The sequence below is a fragment of the Blastopirellula retiformator genome (assembly GCF_007859755.1).
Classification (GTDB): Bacteria; Planctomycetota; Planctomycetia; order Pirellulales; family Pirellulaceae; genus Blastopirellula; species Blastopirellula retiformator.
The window spans coordinates 332,706-351,807 of sequence record NZ_SJPF01000005.1; the positions used below are offsets into that span (position 1 = coordinate 332,706).

General features: G+C 58.4%; 16 protein-coding genes. 3 read left to right on the forward strand and 13 right to left on the reverse strand.

The features are described from left to right. Positions 1-114: 114 nt before the first annotated feature. The 12 genes from tsaD to Enr8_RS21550 all read right to left on the reverse strand — a co-directional run bounded on the left by tsaD (position 115) and on the right by Enr8_RS21550 (position 14,122). Positions 115-1,152 (reverse strand): tRNA (adenosine(37)-N6)-threonylcarbamoyltransferase complex transferase subunit TsaD, encoded by a 1,038-nt coding sequence (gene tsaD / locus Enr8_RS21495; protein WP_146435637.1) that lies wholly within the window; start codon positions 1,150-1,152, stop codon positions 115-117. A gap of 24 nt (positions 1,153-1,176) precedes the next feature. After that, on the reverse strand, positions 1,177-2,535 hold the full coding sequence (locus Enr8_RS21500) for a S41 family peptidase (RefSeq protein ID WP_146435640.1): 1,359 nt from the start codon (positions 2,533-2,535) through the stop codon (positions 1,177-1,179). Between the two features lie 136 nt (positions 2,536-2,671). Next, positions 2,672-3,586 (reverse strand): hypothetical protein, encoded by a 915-nt coding sequence (locus Enr8_RS21505; protein WP_146435642.1) that lies wholly within the window; start codon positions 3,584-3,586, stop codon positions 2,672-2,674. An 81-nt stretch (positions 3,587-3,667) separates the two neighbouring features. Then, positions 3,668-4,264 carry a class I SAM-dependent methyltransferase gene (locus Enr8_RS21510; protein ID WP_146435644.1) on the reverse strand — a complete coding sequence of 199 codons (597 nt, stop codon included), beginning with the start codon at positions 4,262-4,264 and terminating at the stop codon, positions 3,668-3,670. A gap of 64 nt (positions 4,265-4,328) precedes the next feature. Further along, entirely contained in the window at positions 4,329-5,054 is a 726-nt protein-coding gene (locus tag Enr8_RS21515) for a class I SAM-dependent methyltransferase (protein WP_146435645.1), read from the reverse strand. 98 nt (positions 5,055-5,152) lie between these two features. Beyond that, complete coding sequence (locus Enr8_RS21520) at positions 5,153-6,124, reverse strand: glycosyltransferase family 4 protein (RefSeq protein WP_146435647.1); 972 nt, start codon at positions 6,122-6,124, stop codon at positions 5,153-5,155. 34 nt (positions 6,125-6,158) lie between these two features. Further along, complete coding sequence (locus tag Enr8_RS21525) at positions 6,159-7,346, reverse strand: polysialyltransferase family glycosyltransferase (RefSeq protein ID WP_146435649.1); 1,188 nt, start codon at positions 7,344-7,346, stop codon at positions 6,159-6,161. A 102-nt stretch (positions 7,347-7,448) separates the two neighbouring features. Beyond that, complete coding sequence (locus Enr8_RS21530; RefSeq protein ID WP_146435651.1) at positions 7,449-8,309, reverse strand: glycosyltransferase family protein; 861 nt, start codon at positions 8,307-8,309, stop codon at positions 7,449-7,451. Positions 8,310-8,373: 64 nt separating this feature from the next. Next, the gene (locus Enr8_RS21535) at positions 8,374-9,537 is read right to left on the reverse strand and encodes a hypothetical protein (RefSeq protein ID WP_146435652.1); all 1,164 of its coding nucleotides are present in this window, start codon (positions 9,535-9,537) and stop codon (positions 8,374-8,376) included. A 43-nt stretch (positions 9,538-9,580) separates the two neighbouring features. After that, positions 9,581-10,396, reverse strand: coding sequence for an O-methyltransferase (locus tag Enr8_RS21540; protein WP_186767785.1), 816 nt, complete (start codon positions 10,394-10,396; stop codon positions 9,581-9,583). Positions 10,397-10,620: 224 nt separating this feature from the next. After that, a complete protein-coding gene (locus tag Enr8_RS21545; RefSeq protein WP_146435657.1) occupies positions 10,621-12,597 on the reverse strand; it encodes an ABC transporter ATP-binding protein in 1,977 nt (658 codons plus the stop codon). A 184-nt stretch (positions 12,598-12,781) separates the two neighbouring features. Next, on the reverse strand, positions 12,782-14,122 hold the full coding sequence (locus Enr8_RS21550) for a glycosyltransferase family 4 protein (RefSeq protein ID WP_146435659.1): 1,341 nt from the start codon (positions 14,120-14,122) through the stop codon (positions 12,782-12,784). A 319-nt stretch (positions 14,123-14,441) separates the two neighbouring features. Here Enr8_RS21550 and gmd point away from each other — a divergent pair, with 319 nt between their 5' ends. From gmd to Enr8_RS21565, 3 genes are all read left to right on the forward strand, one after another. Then, complete coding sequence (gmd, locus tag Enr8_RS21555) at positions 14,442-15,443, forward strand: GDP-mannose 4,6-dehydratase (RefSeq protein WP_146435661.1); 1,002 nt, start codon at positions 14,442-14,444, stop codon at positions 15,441-15,443. A 96-nt stretch (positions 15,444-15,539) separates the two neighbouring features. Next, positions 15,540-16,649, forward strand: coding sequence for a glycosyltransferase family 4 protein (locus tag Enr8_RS21560; protein ID WP_146435663.1), 1,110 nt, complete (start codon positions 15,540-15,542; stop codon positions 16,647-16,649). A 396-nt stretch (positions 16,650-17,045) separates the two neighbouring features. Continuing rightward, the gene (locus Enr8_RS21565; RefSeq protein ID WP_146435665.1) at positions 17,046-17,654 is read left to right on the forward strand and encodes a hypothetical protein; all 609 of its coding nucleotides are present in this window, start codon (positions 17,046-17,048) and stop codon (positions 17,652-17,654) included. Here Enr8_RS21565 and hemG read toward each other — a convergent pair. After that, a complete protein-coding gene (gene hemG, locus Enr8_RS21570; protein ID WP_186767786.1) occupies positions 17,634-19,064 on the reverse strand; it encodes a protoporphyrinogen oxidase in 1,431 nt (476 codons plus the stop codon). The two genes, Enr8_RS21565 and hemG, sit on opposite strands and share 21 nt — an antisense overlap. Positions 19,065-19,102 lie beyond the last annotated feature (38 nt).

Below are 19,102 nucleotides of genomic sequence, written 5' to 3' on the forward strand. Positions count from 1 at the left end.
GCAAGCTGGTCAAGGTGGCCGAAGCAGGCGAATCCTCAAGATTCGTCGATGCAGGTCAACGCCGACCAGCGCGGCCGCAACCAGCCAGAACGCTAAAGATGGAAGAAAACCGCTCTAAGCGTTGTTAACGTTTTCCCGAATTAAGCCGGGAGTTGCGTCGAGCGAAAGATCGTCGTAGCTCCCGGCTTTTATTTTTTCCCAAGCGATCGCCCCCATTACCGCGTTGTCGGTGCAGAGCGAAAACGGGGCGATGATCAATTCGATCTGATTGCGTGCAGCCAGCTCTTCGAGTGCCGTGCGCAGCTTGCGATTGGCGGCGACGCCCCCGCCGACGCAAAGCCGACCGCGGCCTGATTTACGCACCGCCAATTCCGCCTTGCCGACCAGGCAGTCGACGACCGCTTGCTCGAAGCTGGCCGCGATGTCGGCCCGGCGCTGGTCGGAGATCTCGACCGCCGAAAAGTCAGGCCTTCCCGGTCCGGCGATCTCGTACCGAACCGCCGTCTTCAGGCCGCTAAAGCTAAAGTCGAGCCGGCTCTGATCTTGCAGAAATGGCCGCGGAAACGGGATCCCCTGCGGATCGCCATCGGCCGCGCACTTCGAGATCGACGGACCGCCCGGGTAGGGCAATCCGAGCATCGACGCCACTTTGTCGAACGCCTCGCCGGCGGCGTCGTCGATTGTCCCGCCCAGCGGGACAAATTCCGACGGCCCCAGGCAGTCGTACAAGCTGGAATGCCCGCCGCTGACGATCAGCCCCACGCACGGAAAGATGTCGCGTCCCGCCGCCAACCGGCAGGCGTAGATGTGCCCGTGCAGATGATTGACCCCGACCAGCGGCACGCCCAGCGACCAGGCGAGCGTCTTGGCGACCGAGACGCCAACCAGCAGCGAACCTGCCAAACCAGGCGTGTGGGCCACGGCGACCGCGTCGATGTCGGCCAACTTCAGCTGCGCCTTGGCCAGCGTTTCGTCGATCACCGGCATGATCCGCTCGAGATGGGCTCTGGCGGCGATCTCCGGCACGACGCCGTTGAATCGCTCGTGCAGCTTCTCTTGCGAGGCGACGACGCTCGCCAGCGGCTCCAGGTTCTCGTTGATGATCGCGGCGGCGGTTTCGTCGCAGGTCGACTCGATGGTCAGCAGGTTCATAGGGGAGGATGTAGCAGGGAGGGGTTAGGGTTTGGCTGGATCGGCGAGTTGCGACTCAAGATACTCGAGCCCTTTCGCCAGCACTGGATCGACGTCTTGCAGCGGCGGTTCCGGAGCCGGCGGATGCGGGACGAGCGTCGCCATATCGCGATTTCGGCGATACCGCTGAAACGCCGCCAGTTGCTTGGGCGACATCTTAACCTCCATGCCGGGCGAGGGAGAGACGCCCCACTCGTCCGTTTCTTTCGCATCGGGAAGCCGATGGATGTTTTTCCCGCTGGGGCGATGATAGGCGGCCGTCGTCAACTTCATCGCGCTTTTGCCTTCTTCCAGATTGATGATGTTCTGGACGCTCCCTTTGCCCCACGAACGCTGGCCAATTACCACCGCCCGGTCGTGATCCTGCAGGCAGGCCGACACAATCTCGCTGGCGCTGGCGCTAAAATGGTCGACCAGCACGGCGACTGGCACGTCAATCAGCGTGGTGTCTTTCACGGCGCTCCACTCCCGTTTGGGGGTGTTTCGTCCTTCGACGCTGACGATTTTGCCTTCGTCGATAAAGCGATCGGCGATCTCAATCGCGGCGCTCAGCAGACCGCCCGGGTTCGAACGCAGGTCGAGAATCAGGCCGCGTACGCCGTCCGCTTTCAGCTCTTCCAGGACGGTGGCGAGCTCTTCGGCCGTATTGCGGCTGAAAATCGTGATCCGCACGTAGGCGATCTTCTGGTCGTGGTCGTAGATGTAATCCCAGTCGTTGTTTTCGAGCCGCTGGTCTCCCAGCACCGTCTGTAGCTGGATCATCTCGCGCTGCAGTTCGACCGTTTCGGTCTTGAACTCGGCCGGGTGATAGATCACCAGCGAAACGGTATCGCCGGCTTCCCCTTTCAGCCGTTCGATGGCGGCGTCCAGGTTCATTCCCTTGGTGCTCTCGCCGTTGATCTCCAAGATCCGATCGCCGGCGCCGACGCCAGCGTCATAGGCGGGGCCGCCCACCAGCGGACTGGCGATAATCAGCTGTCCATCCCGGGCGTCGATCTGAATGCCGATGCCGCCAAACTGCTGATCGATGTTGGTGCGGAAGCGAGCTAGTTCTTCCTGGGGGATGTAGGTCGAATGGGGATCGAGCTCCGTAATCACCCCCCGAATCGCCGCTTCGATCAACTTCCGCCGATCAAGCTTCTTGACGTAGTTCCGATCGACCTGGTCCAAGGCGTCGGCAAACATCGTAATCAGCTCAACATAGTCGTCGTCGATCTCCGCGTAGGGACTGGGCGAGTCAGCGGCCGTCTCGCTAGAAGTCGCCTCGGCGGCCCCAGCGAAAGAAAAGGGATTCGCACAGACGATCAACGCGACCAGCGCGTAACGAACGGGAGATTTCCACATAGGCGTAACTGCTCGCAGAAGATGCGGTTATCGAAACTCAAGAGCGGCCGCCGATGACGATGCAGCCTACTCAAGTATAGGGAACGATAGCAGTTACGGCAATTGTTGGTCCGCGCGCGACGAACTAGTCCAGACGTCACGCAGCGCGAAGCTTAACGCCTTGGCCGCCGCGGCAGAGCATCGACACGGCATTCTTGAAACGTCGCGAAATCGGCTGCGGTTCCCACAGGTGAGCGATCGGGGCGCCCATCGCCGCTTCTTCCAGCGTCCACTGCGTGTAGGCCAGGTCGTACAGCCATTGCGTCCGATCGGGCTTCAGCGGCGACTCAATGCGTCGCAGGTCTTTGTTCAGCAGCGAATATCCCATGGCGCCTTCGTCACAGACGAAAGACGGGATGCCGGCCAGCGTCGCCTCAACGCCGGCGTTAGAACTGAACGTGACGACTGCCCACGCGTTTTTCATGTCCTCTTGCAGGCTGTCGGCCTGAGAGAGAATGACGTCGACACCGGTCCCTTGCATGTCGACCGCATCTTTGGCAAGCGGATGGGGGCGAAATATGATTGGCCGCGACGTCAGCTGGCGAAGGGTCTTGGCGGTTTCACGGCACCACTGGACATGATCGACGTGCTGAACCGACGCGTCCCAGGGAACCTGGCCGCAGAGTACGATGTGCTCGCCATCAGCCCGCCACGGCGCGACCGGAACTTCAAGCTGGTTCCAGCGGTTTGCTGGGCTAAATCGATTGAGGTACTTCGCCCGGCCGTTCAAGCCGCCCCAGCCAATCATGAAGTAGCGATCGCGATGGATGAATCCCCGTTCGATGACCAGATGGCACTTCTTGCGCAGCTCCCGCGTGTAATGAGCGGTAGCGACGCTGTGGGCCGCGATGATTTCGCCCACCATGCGGCCGCGACCAGTGCGACGTTTTTCAATGCCAAAGGTGACGGCGACGTCGCACGGGCGATACTCCTTTTCCAGCGGATACATGACGAAGGGAATGTCGCGTCGGTGCAAACCTTCGGCGAAGGCGAACATAGCATCGATGTGCATCGCCGGTTCTTTAGGTACGAATAGTCCGAAGGTCTGCATTTCTTCACGCTCCGAATTCTCATGCCGCAACGCGGCGCTTGCCTAAGCAGCAGCTCGCTGGCAGATCGCAATAATAAACTTGCCGGCGGTGCCCGCGTGAATTTCCGGCTTCGCGCCGCTTCGCTGGCACTGCCAGCTTTCGACGTGCAAGCGATGCTTACCGAGGGCGTCACTTAATTCAGTGGGGCGAAAGTGACGAAAGTGAAACGGATTGACCGGCTCTTGCAAATGTGGTCTTACCTCCTCATTCGGCGTAGAGATTATGAGAAATTCACTCCACTCCGAAAACTTCTTAATGGCGGCGTCGTAAAACTCAACGTGTTCTATGAATTCGAAGCAAACTACCGCATCTACCCGCTCTTTCGGCTCAAATGAGAGCAGATCGGCGTTGTGGAACGTGATGTTGGGACGCTGCCAATGCTTGCGATAGATGTCATGCGCCTCTTCGTTGATCTCGATCGAGATCACGTTGTCGACCGCTTGTGATAGCATCCACGAGCCATAGCCAACCCCACAGCCGGCGTCGATAACCGTGCCGGTCTTACCGCGCCGTTTTAGCTCTTCAATCGCTAGTTCGTAACGGAGGCGATGGTCGGCGCGAACTTCTTCCATCGTGGTCGCCATTTGCCGTTCAGACATTGTAAGTTTCCTGGATAAGCGTTGTTGGGGGCGGATTCTCCATCGACTCGGGCGCGGCCAACAGCTAGGCGGCGGAGGCGACGCTTTGGTTGTGTCGGTTGGTGGCTTCGAGCGCTCCCTGGCGTTTCCGCGCGGTGGCGATCAAGTGGCAGTCGTCGCTAGCATTGGGATGAATCTTGCGACGGGCGATCTGTTTGTCGGTGAACCGGTCGAATTGAATTTCGATATCCTCGAAACCTGCCTGCGTCAGAAAGTAACGCATCGACTCGCCAGTGAAGCCGGACTTGTGGACGTCCCAATAGCTTTGGTTGTAGTCGGGCGCCGTCGGATCGCATTCGCGTTGCCAGCCAAACAGTCCGGCAAAGCCCCAGCAGGCGTCCGAGTATCGATCAGCGAACGGTTCGCCGGTCCACTCGGCTTGTTGCCATTGGGCGATCACAAAGGCCAAATTGGGGACTTCGATCCGAACTTGCCCACCTTCCGCCAAAGCCTTGTGCCAATCCTGCAGCGCCAGCTTGACTTCGCCCAACGTCAGATGCTCAAGCATGTGCCGGCTGTAGATCTCTCCTAGGCCTTGGCAGAACTGCGAGACTTCCCAGGCTTTGCAGGCGAGTTGTACGTGAGGCAACGGGCGAATGTCGCTGTAACAATAGCCTTCCCGCCGATCTTCGCCGCAGCCGACGTAGAGCTTTGAGCCCGGTGGAATGGGCGCTCGCAGCTGGCTACGGCGCCGCTTCGTCAGCTCGTAGCCCATCAGCGACGCTAGTTTGTGTAGTACGGGAAATAACATAGGATGACTCTCTTGCGATGGATAAATGGATTTAGGGAGCGATGGGAGGTGAGAACTTCGCCGGCCAGCGAGTCCGCCACGTTTCGATCGTCGCCGCGCTAGGCCGCTTTAAACAATTGTTCATGACTACATGCGTACTCATCCCATGTGTACGGCAGCACGCTTTGACGCACATCCGCGGTCAGCGTCTTGGCTCGGCGAATCAGGTCGACGATGACGTCAGGGTCGGTCTCGTCAGCCGGATAGAGGAAGCCGTTCTCGCCATGCTGGATGACGTCTGGTGCGAAGCCGGTATCGCTGGCCACCGGTACGACGTTGCTCATCATCGACTCAAGCAGCGGAATCGGGCCCCCTTCCAACTGAGAAGCGGAGACGAAGACGTCCAGTTCGGCGTAGTAGTCCGGATATTGAGCGTACTTCGCCTGGCGATACTCGAGGTTGCCGAGCCCGAACAACTCGTTGAACCGCGGGTAGTCTTGCCAGTTGCGACCCATAAGAATGAACTCTTGGTCGGGCATGCGGCGGACGATCTCAAAGATCCGATCCGGGTTTTTTCGTTCGTAGTAGGCGGTACAGAAGCCAATCTTTCCACCGCCACGCTGGTGCGGCGAAAAGAAGTTGAGGTCGGCCGCCCCAACGATCGTGGAGATGCGATGCTCCTCGACTCCCAGGTCGACTAGGTACCGTCTCCACTTCGAGCACATGGTGACGACCTTCGCCGTATTCAGCACGTCAATCGTCTCTTGGCCCCCCAGGTCTTCTTCCTTGGGATGCGTAAACCAGACGATCGCGTTCTTCTCTCGCAGCCACGGATTGATTTGGAGCGCCGACTTGTAGAAATGGTAGTGACAAAAGAAGTAGGCGCTGGCGAGCGGCATTCCCTTGTAGTCGCCGCAGAAAATGTAAGGAGATTCCAGTCGCTGGGCGATCTCGCGACACGCCGCTTCCAAGATCCAACCCTTGCTTTTGTCGGGAATGAAAAAGCAGACGCGCCCCTTGGTTCGGGAAATCAACGGTTGCAGCCAATGAGCTCTGGCGATCTTGCGGCGAATCTTGTCGATCAAGTTCATTTCCAACTCACTTTAAGAACGTCCGCGGAGGCGATTACGCCGCCTGACGGGGACGGATTGAATTCTGTTTGCGAATGGACCGTACGATTCTCTGCAGATCGGCTTCGTGAACTTGCCGAAGCGGCGCCCAGAGCGGAACGAACTCACGCTCGACAAAGTTTTCGCCGAACCCCAGCAGGCACTCTTGGCCGTATAGCAACTCTAGCGAGATGCACGCGCTGCTTACTGAGGCGACATAGGTCGGACGCTGCGAAGCGGCGAGGTACTTCGCGTACAACGATTCGAACGGGAGGTAAAACGTCCAGGGATCGTTCAAGCAAATGGTCCGCTCATAGCGAGCGGACGCGGCCGCCTTGATGCGATCGATCTTCTCGTACGAGTCGCGCGGATGCGGCTTGATGATCAACGCGACGCCGTCTCCCTGCGGCAGCTGGTCAAGTAACTGGAGGTAGCCGTCGACCTCTCCGTCAAGGCTGGTGCGTCCCGTCTCGGCGAAGTTGGACGTGAGGAGAGCTACGTTCGAGCCGGCATGTTGCTCAAGTTCGCGCAGCTGTTCGTCGGCGACCGGCGCCTGGTCGGGAAGGTGCGTTGCGAACGAATTGAACAGCTCAACGAACAACTCCGGATCGAGCGAACCCACATCGGAGAGCCGTTGGTCGAACATGTTCTTCAGGAGAAGGCGATATTCGTCGGGCTTCGGCGGCGCATAGATCGGGGTGAACGGACGACCTCGCAGGCGTTTCCACTGCACTTTCAATTGTGCTATCGCTCGTTTGCCGTAGCGACGCAGCTTTCCCTTGTGAAACTCACGCGGGTTGTAATAGATATTGGAGAAATTTAATGCGATTCCATCGCCATACGAAATCTGCCGAGACCCCGACAATAGGCAGCGCATCGCAACGGAGAACGGCTTCTCCACTTGACCCACGTAAAGTTCGTCACAAGCATGGATGTCAAAGATATCGGCCAAAGCCTGCATGCTAGGGACGCTAGGCCTGCGCATTGCGGCTTGAAACTCGGGAACGGTCGGAGGCTGAACGTATTGAATCGACTTCCACTTCTCCACCTGTTCGGCGAGAGTCCGAATGCAGGCGGCGAACTCTTCGCGCTGCTCGGCGGGGGCGGCGAGATCATGAATCAGCAGATGATTCTCGCAGGTTCGATTGCGCTCGGAACGACCGCTGGTCGACCACATGGCGGCGATCGCTGATGCTAGCTGCACCGCGCCGGTGCATATGACCACTCGCGTGGTTCGCTCCGAAGTTGATCCTGTGATTTGCACTGGCTTGCCCTTTATTGTCGCGACCAAGCGGCCGTCGGCCGGTTAGGCCGCCTTTTTCTCACCGCGCCACAGCTTCTTGATCTTGCGTTCCAGACGCTTCAGGATGTTCTTCTTTTTCCCTTGGCCATGCATCGGGATGGTGTAGGCGCTGGGGTTCAAGATGTCTTGGCGGCAATAGGCCCGCGACAACGTCTTCTTGAGATCGAATTGCGTGATCAGGCCAGACTCGCGAGCTTCCTGGAAGTGATCGAACCAGAGCTGCTCGTGCGGGTGTCCTGGGAACTTCCAGGGCTGAGTACCCAGATTGGTATAGTGGATCAGCTTGGTGTTTTCGTCGCACTTGTCGAAGACGTTCCAGTTCGAGTCGTACGCGCCCAGGCTGTAGGGATGCTTGGCGAGAAATGGCGGACGCATCTGGTGGAAGTCGATGTTGGCGAATTCGCCCGCTTCCATTTCTCGGAAGATTTGCTCGACGTCGAAGCGGCACTTCGAGCAGTCGAACAGGATTTGGCTCATGCCCCAGCACGATTCGCCTTGGTAGGCTTCCGCTTTGGCCAGCATGTCGTGCCCGTTCATCGGCTGATCGAAGAACTCGGCGATGTCGGACAGGCAGACCATGTCGGAATCGAGGAAGATCGCACGACCTTCGTGCCCGCAGATTTCCGGAATCAAGAATCGGTAGTTGCTGAATTCGGTGAAGTTCTGGTACTTGATCCAGAGGGGCAAGTTGGCCAGAACCGGCTCTTCGTCATTGCGCTCAATCGAGTTGTGCGTACCGTTGAAGACGTAGATGTCGAGCTCACGCGAGCAAGTCTTGCGGAGCGAGTGTATCAGCGTCTTGCGCTCCAGGCAGCTCGCTTCGCCGGAACCGATGAACACGCGAACGGGGGGGAGTTGTGTCATGTCAAAATCCTCGATCACCAAAAGCGGTTAGGGAGATGAACGGATCGGCGGCCTAAGCGTCGACTTAAGCGACCTTCTTTCTCAGGCCTATCTTGTGCAGGAAGCTCTTGAAACGATGTTTCATCGGGCGAGAGCTGGGAGTCGGGAAGACGAGCGCGGGGTTGAGCCGCCAGTCGTTTCGCCATTTATGCGAATTGCCCTCGATCGCACGGAACTTCGCCAGGATCTGGGGATCCGACTGAACGTCGAACGGGTCTTCGACGCCCTCGAAAAATGGATCGTTGCGGCGAATTGCCTCGCGCCAGCCAGGGTGAATCTGCGAGCCGTCGTTGACTTGCGTGAACGCACAGCCCCAGTCGTCGCACTGCAGCTCATTTTTTGCCGCCACCACGGCGTGATATTCCGCCACCATCGGAATCAGCGGCGGCAACGAATCGAGCGTGAATCGAGTCTGGCAGCGGTTGAACTCTTCCGGCGTGCTTGGATTGAAGTTGCTGAAATGGAACAACACGATCGGGCGTCCGCCAATCAGCGGTTGACCGTCTGAATCTGTGGTCAACGCAAATTGCGGAAATGTCCAATGTCCCGTGTTGTAGCCAGGGTTGCGGAGCAACATGACGTTGTCGAACAGCCCCGGCACCAGGCTTAGCCACTTTTGATCGGTGAAGATCGAACCGGTCAGGTCTTTGTGACCGTCCGACATCATGCGGGCCCGCCACCAGGCGATAAACTGGTTGGAGTTGTCATCATTGCGAACCGCGAAGAAGCCGCCGTTGTAGGTGCCGGCCATCAGAAACAGTTTTTCGCCCGGCAGCTTGTCGTCTTCTGGGAATGGCTTGAGCAAATGCGGAGTCAGCACGATCGAGTGTTGCGACAGGGCGGCGAAGACTTCGTCCAGGCGGCCGTAGATTCGCATGTCAGAGTCAAGATAAATGACTTCCTCGTAGCCTTTGGCGAGCACATGCTGGACGGCGAACGGCTTCAGTGAACACGACAATTCAAACGGCGTGTACTGAAAACAGAATCGCCGCCATTGCGGGATCTCCAGTTCGTCCGCGAAGAAGAACGTGACGTCTTCGTTCAGGCTCGCCAAATCGACCGGCGGGCGATCCGCCAAACAGACGTAGATGTCGACGTCGTCATGATGACGCCGAGCCGAATCGGCCAGCGCCAAGGCGAAGTGCAGATAATTGCGGGTAACGACCGTGACTATCGCTTTACGATTCATACTCAGATTCTCTTAGCCGGAAAGATATTTGTCGCGTAGGACGTCAAGCGGCCGCTTTTTCGGCGGCGTCGACCAATTGCGGCAGATGAACGGCGAAACGCGTGCCGGCAATCTGTCGGCACCCACCATGCTCCTCCCAGAACTCATTGACAGTTTGGGTGACGCCCACGCATTCTTTGGCGTCCGGTTCCCAGGTGTAGTCGTGCCATAGCAACGCTGCGCCCGGCTTGACGAACGTGAGTGCAGTTTGGGTGTCGCGTTTGACAAATTCGTAGGTATGGTCGGCGTCGACAAAGACCAGATCAGCCGACTTCAGCAGGTCGTGGTCGGTGAACTCGATAGTGTTGGCGAAGCGTTGTTCGATCTGGCTCTCGTAGCGAGTGCCCTGGAAGAGGCAACCGACGTCGAAATTGGAGAGCCCGACTCCTTGGCCGTGCACATGCGTCGTACGCACGCCGGGATCCAAGTCGATCGTCACGATCCGGCCATCGGCGGGCATGTTCGCCGCCATCGTCAGCGTTGAGCCGCCCATGAACGTCCCAAACTCGACGATCATCTTCGGCTGCAACATCTTGATCAGACCGCCCAAGGTCAGCAATTCGTGTTCCGGCATCGCCCAGCGATGCGAACGAATCAGCCGAGGCAGCATGACCACTTCGGCTTGATCGGCGCCGGCGAAAATGTCGGAGAGCTTCGCTTCGGGAACGATGAAGGGAACGTGATCTGGAACGTTCCGGTTGCCCGCAGCGACCGGCTTTACTTTGGCAGGTTTGGCCTTTTCCGCCGGAGGAGACGATGTTGCCGGCAATCGTTTGGCAATAGACCGTCCCAGCCGCTTTGCAAATCGCTTGAGTCCCACAGAGTGCCCTCCTGGCATCTTTGGTTAAAGTTCCTTCTTTGGCGATCGATCAGCGGGCAGTTTAGACCAATGTTTTGGCGGGTCACAATAGCAGTTTTCGCTTCCGCCAAGCCGGGAAAAGGGGCCAATTTCCCTAGTTTTTACGGCAGATACGCGTTGCGTACTTTGACGGTTCCGCGTCTGACGCCGTGCGGGAAACCGCCATGGCGCGAAGGGCCCAAACGCTACGCCGCTTGGCGGTCTTGTATCACCTCTTCGCGGTATAGTTCGTGGTAGGTGCGGCTTCGTTTCAGCAGTTCTTCGTGACTGCCGATCGCTTCGACCTGGCCGGCGTTCATGACGATGATGCGATCGGCAAGTTCCAGCGCGGCGGGGCGGTGGGTGATCAAGATTGCTGTGCTGTCGCCGACACATCGCTCAAAAGCGGCGTGAATCTGGCGTTCGCTCTCCAGGTCGATCTGACTGGTCGCCTCGTCGAAGATGAAGATGTCAGGGTTCTTCAGCAGCGCCCGGGCGATCGCGATCCGCTGGCGCTGGCCGCCGGAAAGTGCCGAGCCGAGCTCGCCGCACGCCGATTTGTAGCCATGCGTCGTATGCGTGTGGACGAAGGCGTCGACTTCCGCCAGTTTGCCGGCGGCGGCGACTTCTTCGTCGGTGGCGGTCAGCCGACCATAGCGGATGTTCTCTTCGATCGAGTCGTTAAACAGGACTGTGTTCTGGTTAACCAGGCCGATTCGTCGCCGCAGATCGTGCTGTTTGGCGTCGCGGATGTTGGTGCCGCCAATCGTCACAGCTCCTTCATCGGGATCGTAAAAGCGGAGCAGCAGATTGATCAGCGTGCTCTTGCCGCAGCCGTTGGGGCCGACGATCGCCACTTTTTCGCCTTGGCGAATGGTCAGGTCCAGGTTTTCGAGGACGGTCACGTTTTCGTTATACCGAAACGAGACGTTGTTGAAGTGGATGTCCCCATCGTGCAGCGGGACTGGGTTTTCGGGGTCCTTGATGGCTGGTTCGGCGGCGAGAATGGAGAAAACTCGCTCCGAACCGGCGATGCCCGCTTGGATTGAACCGAACACGTCCCCTAGCTTGCGAATCGGGTCGGCGGCGGCGATCAGCGAAGCGTAGAAAGTCATGATGCCGCCAAAGTCCATCGCTTTGTCGGCCAGTCGAATGCCGAAGATGTGGGTCGCCTGGTTCAAAACCAAGTAACCGCCGGCGATCAGCGACAAGCAAACCATGCCGATGCCCAGCAATTCGTTGTTCGATCGAATCAGCGATCCGTAGACTTCCAGCTTCATTTGTTGGCGGAGAACCTCTTCCGTCTTGCGATAAAACCGCTCGTTTTCCAGCTCTTCATTGCCAAACGCTTTGACGACCTGGTAGCCGTTGTGGATTTGCAGGAAGAAGCTGATCACCCGGCCGTTGGCCTCCAGCACGCGGACGCTGGTGCGCTTGATCGATTTGGCGAGCGTCATCAGCAAGTACGCGGCGATCGGGCAGACCAGCAGCGACAGGAGCAAGAGACGCCAGTTGATATAGGCGGCCAGCGCGACGCAGGCGATCATCTTCGCCGGTTCACGTAGCGATTTGCCGAGCAGGATCGAAATGGCGTTGCCAATCGAGTTGATATCGCCGCCAACGCGGGTCGCCGAGTCGCCGGTTTCCCCTTGGGGAACCTTGCCCAGTCGCAGCTCTAGCATCTTGGCGAAGAACTGTCGCTGCAGCGACTTTGACGTGCGGAACGCCGCCCGGGCCATCAAGGTGGTGCTGATCGCCAGGAACAGGCACTTCAGCGCCGTACCAACTAACAAGAACGCTACGATGCATAGCAGCGTGTTGAACGGGCTGGTCGGCGCGTAGTTTTCAATCCAGGGACGGGTTTTGTTGACGCTTTTCAGGCGGCCTTGCCATCCTTCGATCTCTTGCCGTTTCGAGGCGACATCGGCGTCATCGGCATTGGCGGCGACCAGGGCCGCCACTTCGGCTTCCCCTTCGCGGATCGCGGTCTCGCACGCTTCCGTTTCGCGATCGATCCACTGCTGCAGGTTCTGTCCTTTGAAGATCACTTCGGCGAATGGGTAGACCGCGCCGACGTTGGCGCCCCACAGAACGCCGACCAGCAGCGAGCTGATGATGGAGAGGACGATGGACCACTTGTAGTCGCGCCAGGCCAGCCAGATTGCTTTGTTTAAATATCGCATATTCGAGTTCGGAGTCCGTTCGCGAAGTCGCCGAAAGTGCGACTGGTCCGCGTCGTTGATCGCAAAAAGTTAAGGCTGCGGTGTTTTCAGAGCAAGAGGAAAACATCGCGTTAGGGAATTGGCATTGTCGGATTCCATCAAGTGGTGGGGGCAAACGCGGTGCAGGCGGCAAGAAGGTCGCCTGCTATGCCGCTTGACTTTGCTTGGCGGTCGATTCGCCCAGCCGCTGCGAAATCGTCTCGCACTCTCGCACAATCTTCTCAAAGGTCAGCGACCAGGGATGGTTGACCGGAGGCGCCTCGATCGGGATTCGCCAGCCTTGTTCCGCTTCAAAGTTGCGAATCAATTCGGCCAACTCTTCCGGCTGGTGCGGCGAAAAGTAGTTGCAATGGGGGCCGCCCACTTCCTGGTGAATTTTTAGATCGCTGGCGAACACGTGCAGGCCATGGTGCAGCGCTTCGGCGATCGGCAGGCCAAAGCCCTCGGCCAGCGAGGGGAATATAAACGCCTTGCTATTTTGATAGATGTAGGCCAGCTCGGCGTCGCCGATATCGGTCAACAGCAGCAGCCGGTGACCATACTGCGGATGTTGTTTGATCCGTTTCAACAGATCGTTGCACTTCCAGCCGATTCGCCCTACGAGCGCGACCGAGGCTTCGCTGCCCGAGGCCCAGAGCTGATCAAAGGCGTCGAGCAGCAATTTGTGGTTCTTGCGGACTTCGATGGTCGAGACCATCAAGTACGGGGCGGTGTCGCGGTCGACGAAGTGTTGGCGAACGCGGGGCGCGATTTGCTCGCCGTCGACCGTCGCGTGCGATTCGAGATCGCAGCCCAGGCGTACCGGGCGAACTTGCCAATCAGCGAGTGGGGCGTTTTCTTTGGCGATGAAGTCCCACAGGTCGTTGCGGGTCGTTTGCGAGTTGCCGAGGATGAAGTCGACGGAGCAAATCGCTCGCTTGATCCACCGCTGGAACGAAGGGGCGAACTTGTCGTGGCATAGCTCGGGATGATGGACCGGGATCAAGTCCTGGATCATCGTGCCGACTACCGCGCCATCGCGTCTCGCCGCGGAGAGCGCATCATACATCGGGATATCCCACCACGCGTCGAGCAACAACAACACGTCGCCGGCGCCGGGATTGGCGGGCTTGCGCGGCTCGTCATTGCGGGCGAAGAAACGTTCGATCGCCCGGGCGATGGTGCGGGGATAAAGTAGTTTGCGGGCGCGGACGAACGCTTGCTCCAGACCGACCGCCGATTGCGGCACGAATTTCCGTAACAGTTTTTTGCGGCGACGCAGAACGTCGGGATGGGTCTTGCGAAACCCCCGCCCGATACAGGCCTCGTCGACTTCGACAAACTGGCCGTTCTCAAACATCACCGGCACGCACTGCAGGGCATGAGATTCTCCGTAGGCGAGTGCATGTTTGGCGATATTACGCACGACGCGCTGAATGCCATGATTGACGTCTCCCTTGGCGGTCTGGGTGACGTCGATCAATAGTCTGCGGATTGGAGAGCTCATCGGGAATCTACCTGATCGTATTGTCGACGTTCGGCGCGAAACGAGGCGCCTACGCAAGCTCGCGGCATAATAGCAGTGCGATAATTTGCTTGAAATGCCAATTGCCGAAGCGATGCATTCCCGAAGTCGCTCCACTGGGGAGCGCAGGCCCGAGATTCGCCCCGTCGGATTCGCCGCCGCCGTCAACCAAATCACTCTTTACTTTTTGAAGTCCATTTGGCATTGGCCTGGCCGGTACATTTGGCTATTCTTCCGCTCTTCAAGGATCGACTCAAGGGGGAAACCTCCCGAAATTTCAAGGACGAAACGAGACAATTCGATGCCTAAAACCGCGCTGATTACAGGAATCACCGGACAGGATGGATCCTATCTGGCCGAATTCCTGCTTGAGAAGGGATACGAGGTTCACGGTTGCTTCCGGCGTGCTAGCACCAACTCGTTTGAGCGAATCGAACATCTGCTGGATCAAATTACGGTGCACCCCGCCGATTTGATCGATCAATCGTCGCTGGAGCATCTCGTTCGCTCGGTCGCTCCGCAGGAAGTTTACAATCTGGCCGCCCAAAGCTTTGTCGGCAGCAGCTGGGGTCAGCCGATCTTGACTGGCGATGTGACCGGTTTGGGCGTGACGCGAATTCTGGAAGCGATTCGGACGGTTGACAAGTCGATCCGCTTCTATCAAGCCAGCAGCAGCGAGATGTTTGGCATGGTGCACGAAACGCCGCAGCGCGAATCGACGCCGTTCCATCCGCGCAGCCCGTATGGCGTCGCCAAGGTCTACGGACATTACATGACGTCCAACTACCGAGAAAGCTACGACATGTACGCTTGCTCGGGAATCTTGTTCAATCACGAGTCGCCCCGTCGCGGGCTTGAGTTCGTGACCCGCAAGATCACCGACGGCGTCGCCAAGATCAAAATGGGCCTGGCCGATGAGCTTCGCCTGGGCAATCTCGACGCCAAACGAGACTGGGGTTTCGCCGGCGACTATGTCGAAGCGATGTGGTTGATGCTGCAGCAAGACGCTCCGATTGATTACGTCGTCGGAACCGGCGAGACCCATAGCGTTCGCGAGTTCGTCGAGATCGCGTTTGATCGGGTCGGCTTGAACTGGGAAAACCACGTCGTCATCGATCCGAAATTTTATCGTCCCGCCGAGGTCGACCTGTTGCTCGCCGATCCAGCCCGGGTAAAGGCCGAACTCGACTGGGAGCCGAAGGTTTCCTTCCAACAGCTGACCGAAATGATGGTCGACCACGACCTGCAGCGGATCTCCCAACTATCGGGGCGTACGCTAGGCGTTGTGCGCAAGTCGGCCTAGTCGCGCCAAGTGTGGCTGTCTAGCGTTCGCTTCGTCTCACTGCATCCCGCCGTGCGACGTAAGTGATCGTTCCTACCTCCATTTCGCTAGAGCTTCATGTTGCAAGTCGTACTGGATCTCGAAAAACTGCGTCAGCCGTACTGCGGCTTGGGGCAGTTTGCGCAGTATCTGGGAGACGCGATCGTCGAAGAGCTCAAATCGCGCGGGTTGGAGCCGATCATCCTCGCTCGGAAACCGCAACTGGAGCGATTTCCCAACGAGCGATCGCTCGAAGCGAACCTCTGGCGAAAAGAGCTGCTGCAGCGTCCTTCGCGGTTCTTCTACTCCGGCACGCTGGAGAAGCACCTGCTGTGGCACGCGACCCATCAACAGACTCGCTTCTTGCCGCGACATCCGCGCACGCCGATGTTGCTGACCATTCATGACTTGAACTTCTTGCGTGAGAAAGCGTCTTCCAAGATTGCTCGCGAGCGTCGGCGTCATCAACTGATCGTCGATCGGGCGACCGAGATTGTAGCGATCTCCAAGTTCGTCGCCCAAGAAGTCCGCGAAGAGCTGAACGTCGGCGACAAGCCGGTGCACGTCATCTACAACGGCGTCTCTCGCAAGGAGACCGAGCCGGTTCGTCCCGACTTTATCAAGGACGATCGCCCGTTTCTGTTTTCGATCGGATTGGTGCAGCGGAAGAAGAACTTCCATGTATTGATCGACTTGCTGGAGCGAGCCGAGCAGTATCGGATGATCCTGGCAGGCATCAAGACCGACGCCTATGCCGCCGAAATCGAAGAGGAAGTTCGCACCCGCGGGCTGGGGGAACGCTTTTTTCTGCCTGGCCCGGTCAGCGAAGGGGAACGCGAATGGCTCTATCAAAACTGCGCCGCGTTCCTGTTCCCATCGATCACCGAAGGTTTTGGACTGCCGCCGATTGAAGCGATGTTGGGCGGAAAGCCAACCTTTTTATCACGTCGTACCAGCTTGCCGGAGATTGGCGGAAAGCTCGCCTTTTATTGGGACGCCTTTGACGGCGACCATCTCTATCAACGGTTTGTCGACGGGATGCGCCGCTATGCGCAAGATCCGTTGTATGGCGAACGCTTGAAGGCTCATGCCGGTCAATTCTGCTGGAAAACGGCGGCGCAGCAATACGTCGATCTGTATGAAACGATTGGTGGCGTCAATCGCTCACGCAGCTCTTCTGCGGCCTGACAAACGACTTGCTAACGAACCGTTAGGCAATCGTTCGCGTTATTGTCAACTTCTAATGCGAAAAACTCTTGTCGGATCTCGCTATCAGTTTTATAGTGGCGAGTGTTCAAGAAACGGTTCCCGCTAACTAGCATTTGAACCTCTGGGGCAGGGCGTCACGAACGTGATTTTTTTTCACGACAGTGATACCAGGGGTTCGCCAGACGACGCAATTATTCATTGCATTGATCACGCGGTTCGATCTTCAAGTCGGTTTAGCTAGCGGGAACTTTTTTTGCGCTTTGCCGTTTTCTCGCGCGGCTTGAACCTTTCTTTCAATCAGCGTCAACTTGGCGCGATTACGCTGCCGATACTAGAGATATCGGGGGGGCTCGATTCGATTTCTGTGGAAGCGTTATGAATCCATTGGTCCTTACGCCGTTGGCTCTCGGAGCCGCAGGCATCGCCGCCCAGGCGGCGTCCAAAATCTCCAGCGCCAATTTCGGTCAACTCCTCTCACTGGGAGACAAGTCGGCCGATGTCGCCGACCAATCGGACGAGTCCGCCGCCAACGACGCTTCGGCGCTCGACGCTCTCTTCGCTTCCTCGGGACAGCTAGACGGATCGCTCGATCAGCTTTCCGCTTCTACCGAGAGCCTGGTGAAGGAGATCGAAACGGCGATTCGCCAACTGCTGCAAGACGAAGGAATCAATCCGAGTTCGCAGTTTCAATGGACGATCAACGAGCAGGGCGAAATCGAAGTTGATGGCGCCGGAACGGCCGATGATGAGATCGCCCGCTTGATTAACGGCGATGCGGCGCTGGCCAACAAGATTCGTCAAGCGGCCGCCAATCGTAGTCTGCTGGAAGCGGCCGCCGACCATCAAGATTTCTCGGCCGCTTACGATCAAAACGCTCAACAGTCGATCGACGCTTATCAGTCGCTGTTTCAGGGCAACACGCCGGCTGGGCGTCCTCAGTTCACCTTTCGCGCCGACAGCGGTCTAACGCTCGATCTCGCTTAGTTCCAGCTGCGCGACCAGCTTGGCCGCCGCTTCTTCGGCCGTCCGAATGCAGAGCGGAACGCCGACGCCATGATACGCGTTGCCAACCAGTTGCAGACCGGGCAATTCGGCCGCGCGGCGCTCGATCCGCTCGACCAGTTCCAGGTGTCCGACATGGTACTGCGGCATCTGTGCCGACCATCGCCGCACGGCGAATAGTTCCGGCTCGCCGGTCAAGCCAACCAGATCGGCAAGTTCTGCGGTCACAATCTTCCGCAACTCTTCTTCCGGCAGTTCGTTTCGCTCTGGATGACAGGCGCCCCCGACAAACGTGCGGATCAATACGGAGTCTTCTGGCGCACGTCCCGGGAACTTGTAACTGGCGAAGCTGGAAGCGAGGATCTGGCGATTCTCCACCTCCGGCGCCACAAAACCGAACCCGGCGATCGGGCGAGTAATCTGCTCGCGTCGCACCCCGAGCAACACAATCGCACAGCCAGCATATTGAATTTGCGCCAGGTCGGCGGCCAACGCCGCGTCGCCGCTTTGCATGATTTGCGCAGCCGCCGGAGCGGGCGCGGCCATGATCACGCCATCGAAGGCGGTAGCTCCTTCGTCGGTCGTCACTTGCCAGCGGTCGTTCTCCAAACGTTCGACCGATCGAACCGGGGTATTCAGCCGAATTGATTCGCCTGGCAAGCAGGCTGAGATCGCATCGACGATCGCCGACATCCCGCCGCGGGGCGCGACGAACATCGAATAGCGAGCGCCGCCATCCGATTTCTCTGCGCTGGCCGACCGCTTCCGCATGCCGCGGATCAGCCCGCCATGTTTGCGCTCCATCTCGACGAACTGTTTCATCGTGGCGGCGACGCTCAGCTTTTTGGGATCGGCCGTATAGATGCCGCCGATCAGCGGTTGCACCAGTCGCTCGTAGGTCTCTTGCCCCAAACGCCGCACGACAAAATCTTGTAAGCACTCGTCGCTCGTTTCTTTGCGAGCCGGCACGAAGTACTCCCAGGCGAGTCGCAACTTGCCCCGCCACGAAAGAATCGGCGAAGTCAAAATCGGCCAGGCTCTGCCCGGCGCCATCAACAGAAACCCGGCCGGCACTTCGATCAGTTTGCCGCGGTTGACGACGTACGCCTTGCGGAGGGCGTCGTTGGTCTGCAGCAGTTCGCTCTCGATCCCCAGTCGGCGGCAGAGATCGAGTCCCCAAGGAACGTTCGTGATGAAGTTGTCGGCGCTTTGTTCGACCAGGTAATCGCCGCACTGTTGCGTCTCGAGCACGCCGCCAAGTCGCTCGCCTGCCTCGTAGAGGGTGATCTCGGTCGCCGGCGCCAGTTCTTGCAAGCGATGGGCGGCCGCAAGTCCGCTAATTCCGCCGCCGATGATGGCGATTTTCGATGGTTTGGCTGCGGCGGCGTCCAAGGTGAGATCTCCAGGCGGGTTACGTAATCTTTTAGTGT

Excerpts from the sequence above, each read along its gene's own strand:
- Enr8_RS21565 (WP_146435665.1), top strand. The coding sequence starts at position 17,046 with ATGAATCCATTGGTCCTTACGCCGTTGGCTCTCGGAGCCGCAGGCATC.
- Enr8_RS21550 (WP_146435659.1), bottom strand. The coding sequence starts at position 14,122 with ATGAGCTCTCCAATCCGCAGACTATTGATCGACGTCACCCAGACCGCC.
- gmd (WP_146435661.1), top strand. The coding sequence starts at position 14,442 with ATGCCTAAAACCGCGCTGATTACAGGAATCACCGGACAGGATGGATCC.
- Enr8_RS21545 (WP_146435657.1), bottom strand. The coding sequence starts at position 12,597 with ATGCGATATTTAAACAAAGCAATCTGGCTGGCCTGGCGCGACTACAAG.
- Enr8_RS21520 (WP_146435647.1), bottom strand. The coding sequence starts at position 6,124 with ATGAACTTGATCGACAAGATTCGCCGCAAGATCGCCAGAGCTCATTGG.
- tsaD (WP_146435637.1), bottom strand. The coding sequence starts at position 1,152 with ATGAACCTGCTGACCATCGAGTCGACCTGCGACGAAACCGCCGCCGCG.
- Enr8_RS21535 (WP_146435652.1), bottom strand. The coding sequence starts at position 9,537 with ATGAATCGTAAAGCGATAGTCACGGTCGTTACCCGCAATTATCTGCAC.
- Enr8_RS21515 (WP_146435645.1), bottom strand. The coding sequence starts at position 5,054 with ATGTTATTTCCCGTACTACACAAACTAGCGTCGCTGATGGGCTACGAG.
- Enr8_RS21505 (WP_146435642.1), bottom strand. The coding sequence starts at position 3,586 with ATGCACATCGATGCTATGTTCGCCTTCGCCGAAGGTTTGCACCGACGC.
- Enr8_RS21510 (WP_146435644.1), bottom strand. The coding sequence starts at position 4,264 with ATGTCTGAACGGCAAATGGCGACCACGATGGAAGAAGTTCGCGCCGAC.
- Enr8_RS21530 (WP_146435651.1), bottom strand. The coding sequence starts at position 8,309 with ATGACACAACTCCCCCCCGTTCGCGTGTTCATCGGTTCCGGCGAAGCG.
- Enr8_RS21560 (WP_146435663.1), top strand. The coding sequence starts at position 15,540 with ATGTTGCAAGTCGTACTGGATCTCGAAAAACTGCGTCAGCCGTACTGC.
- Enr8_RS21500 (WP_146435640.1), bottom strand. The coding sequence starts at position 2,535 with ATGTGGAAATCTCCCGTTCGTTACGCGCTGGTCGCGTTGATCGTCTGT.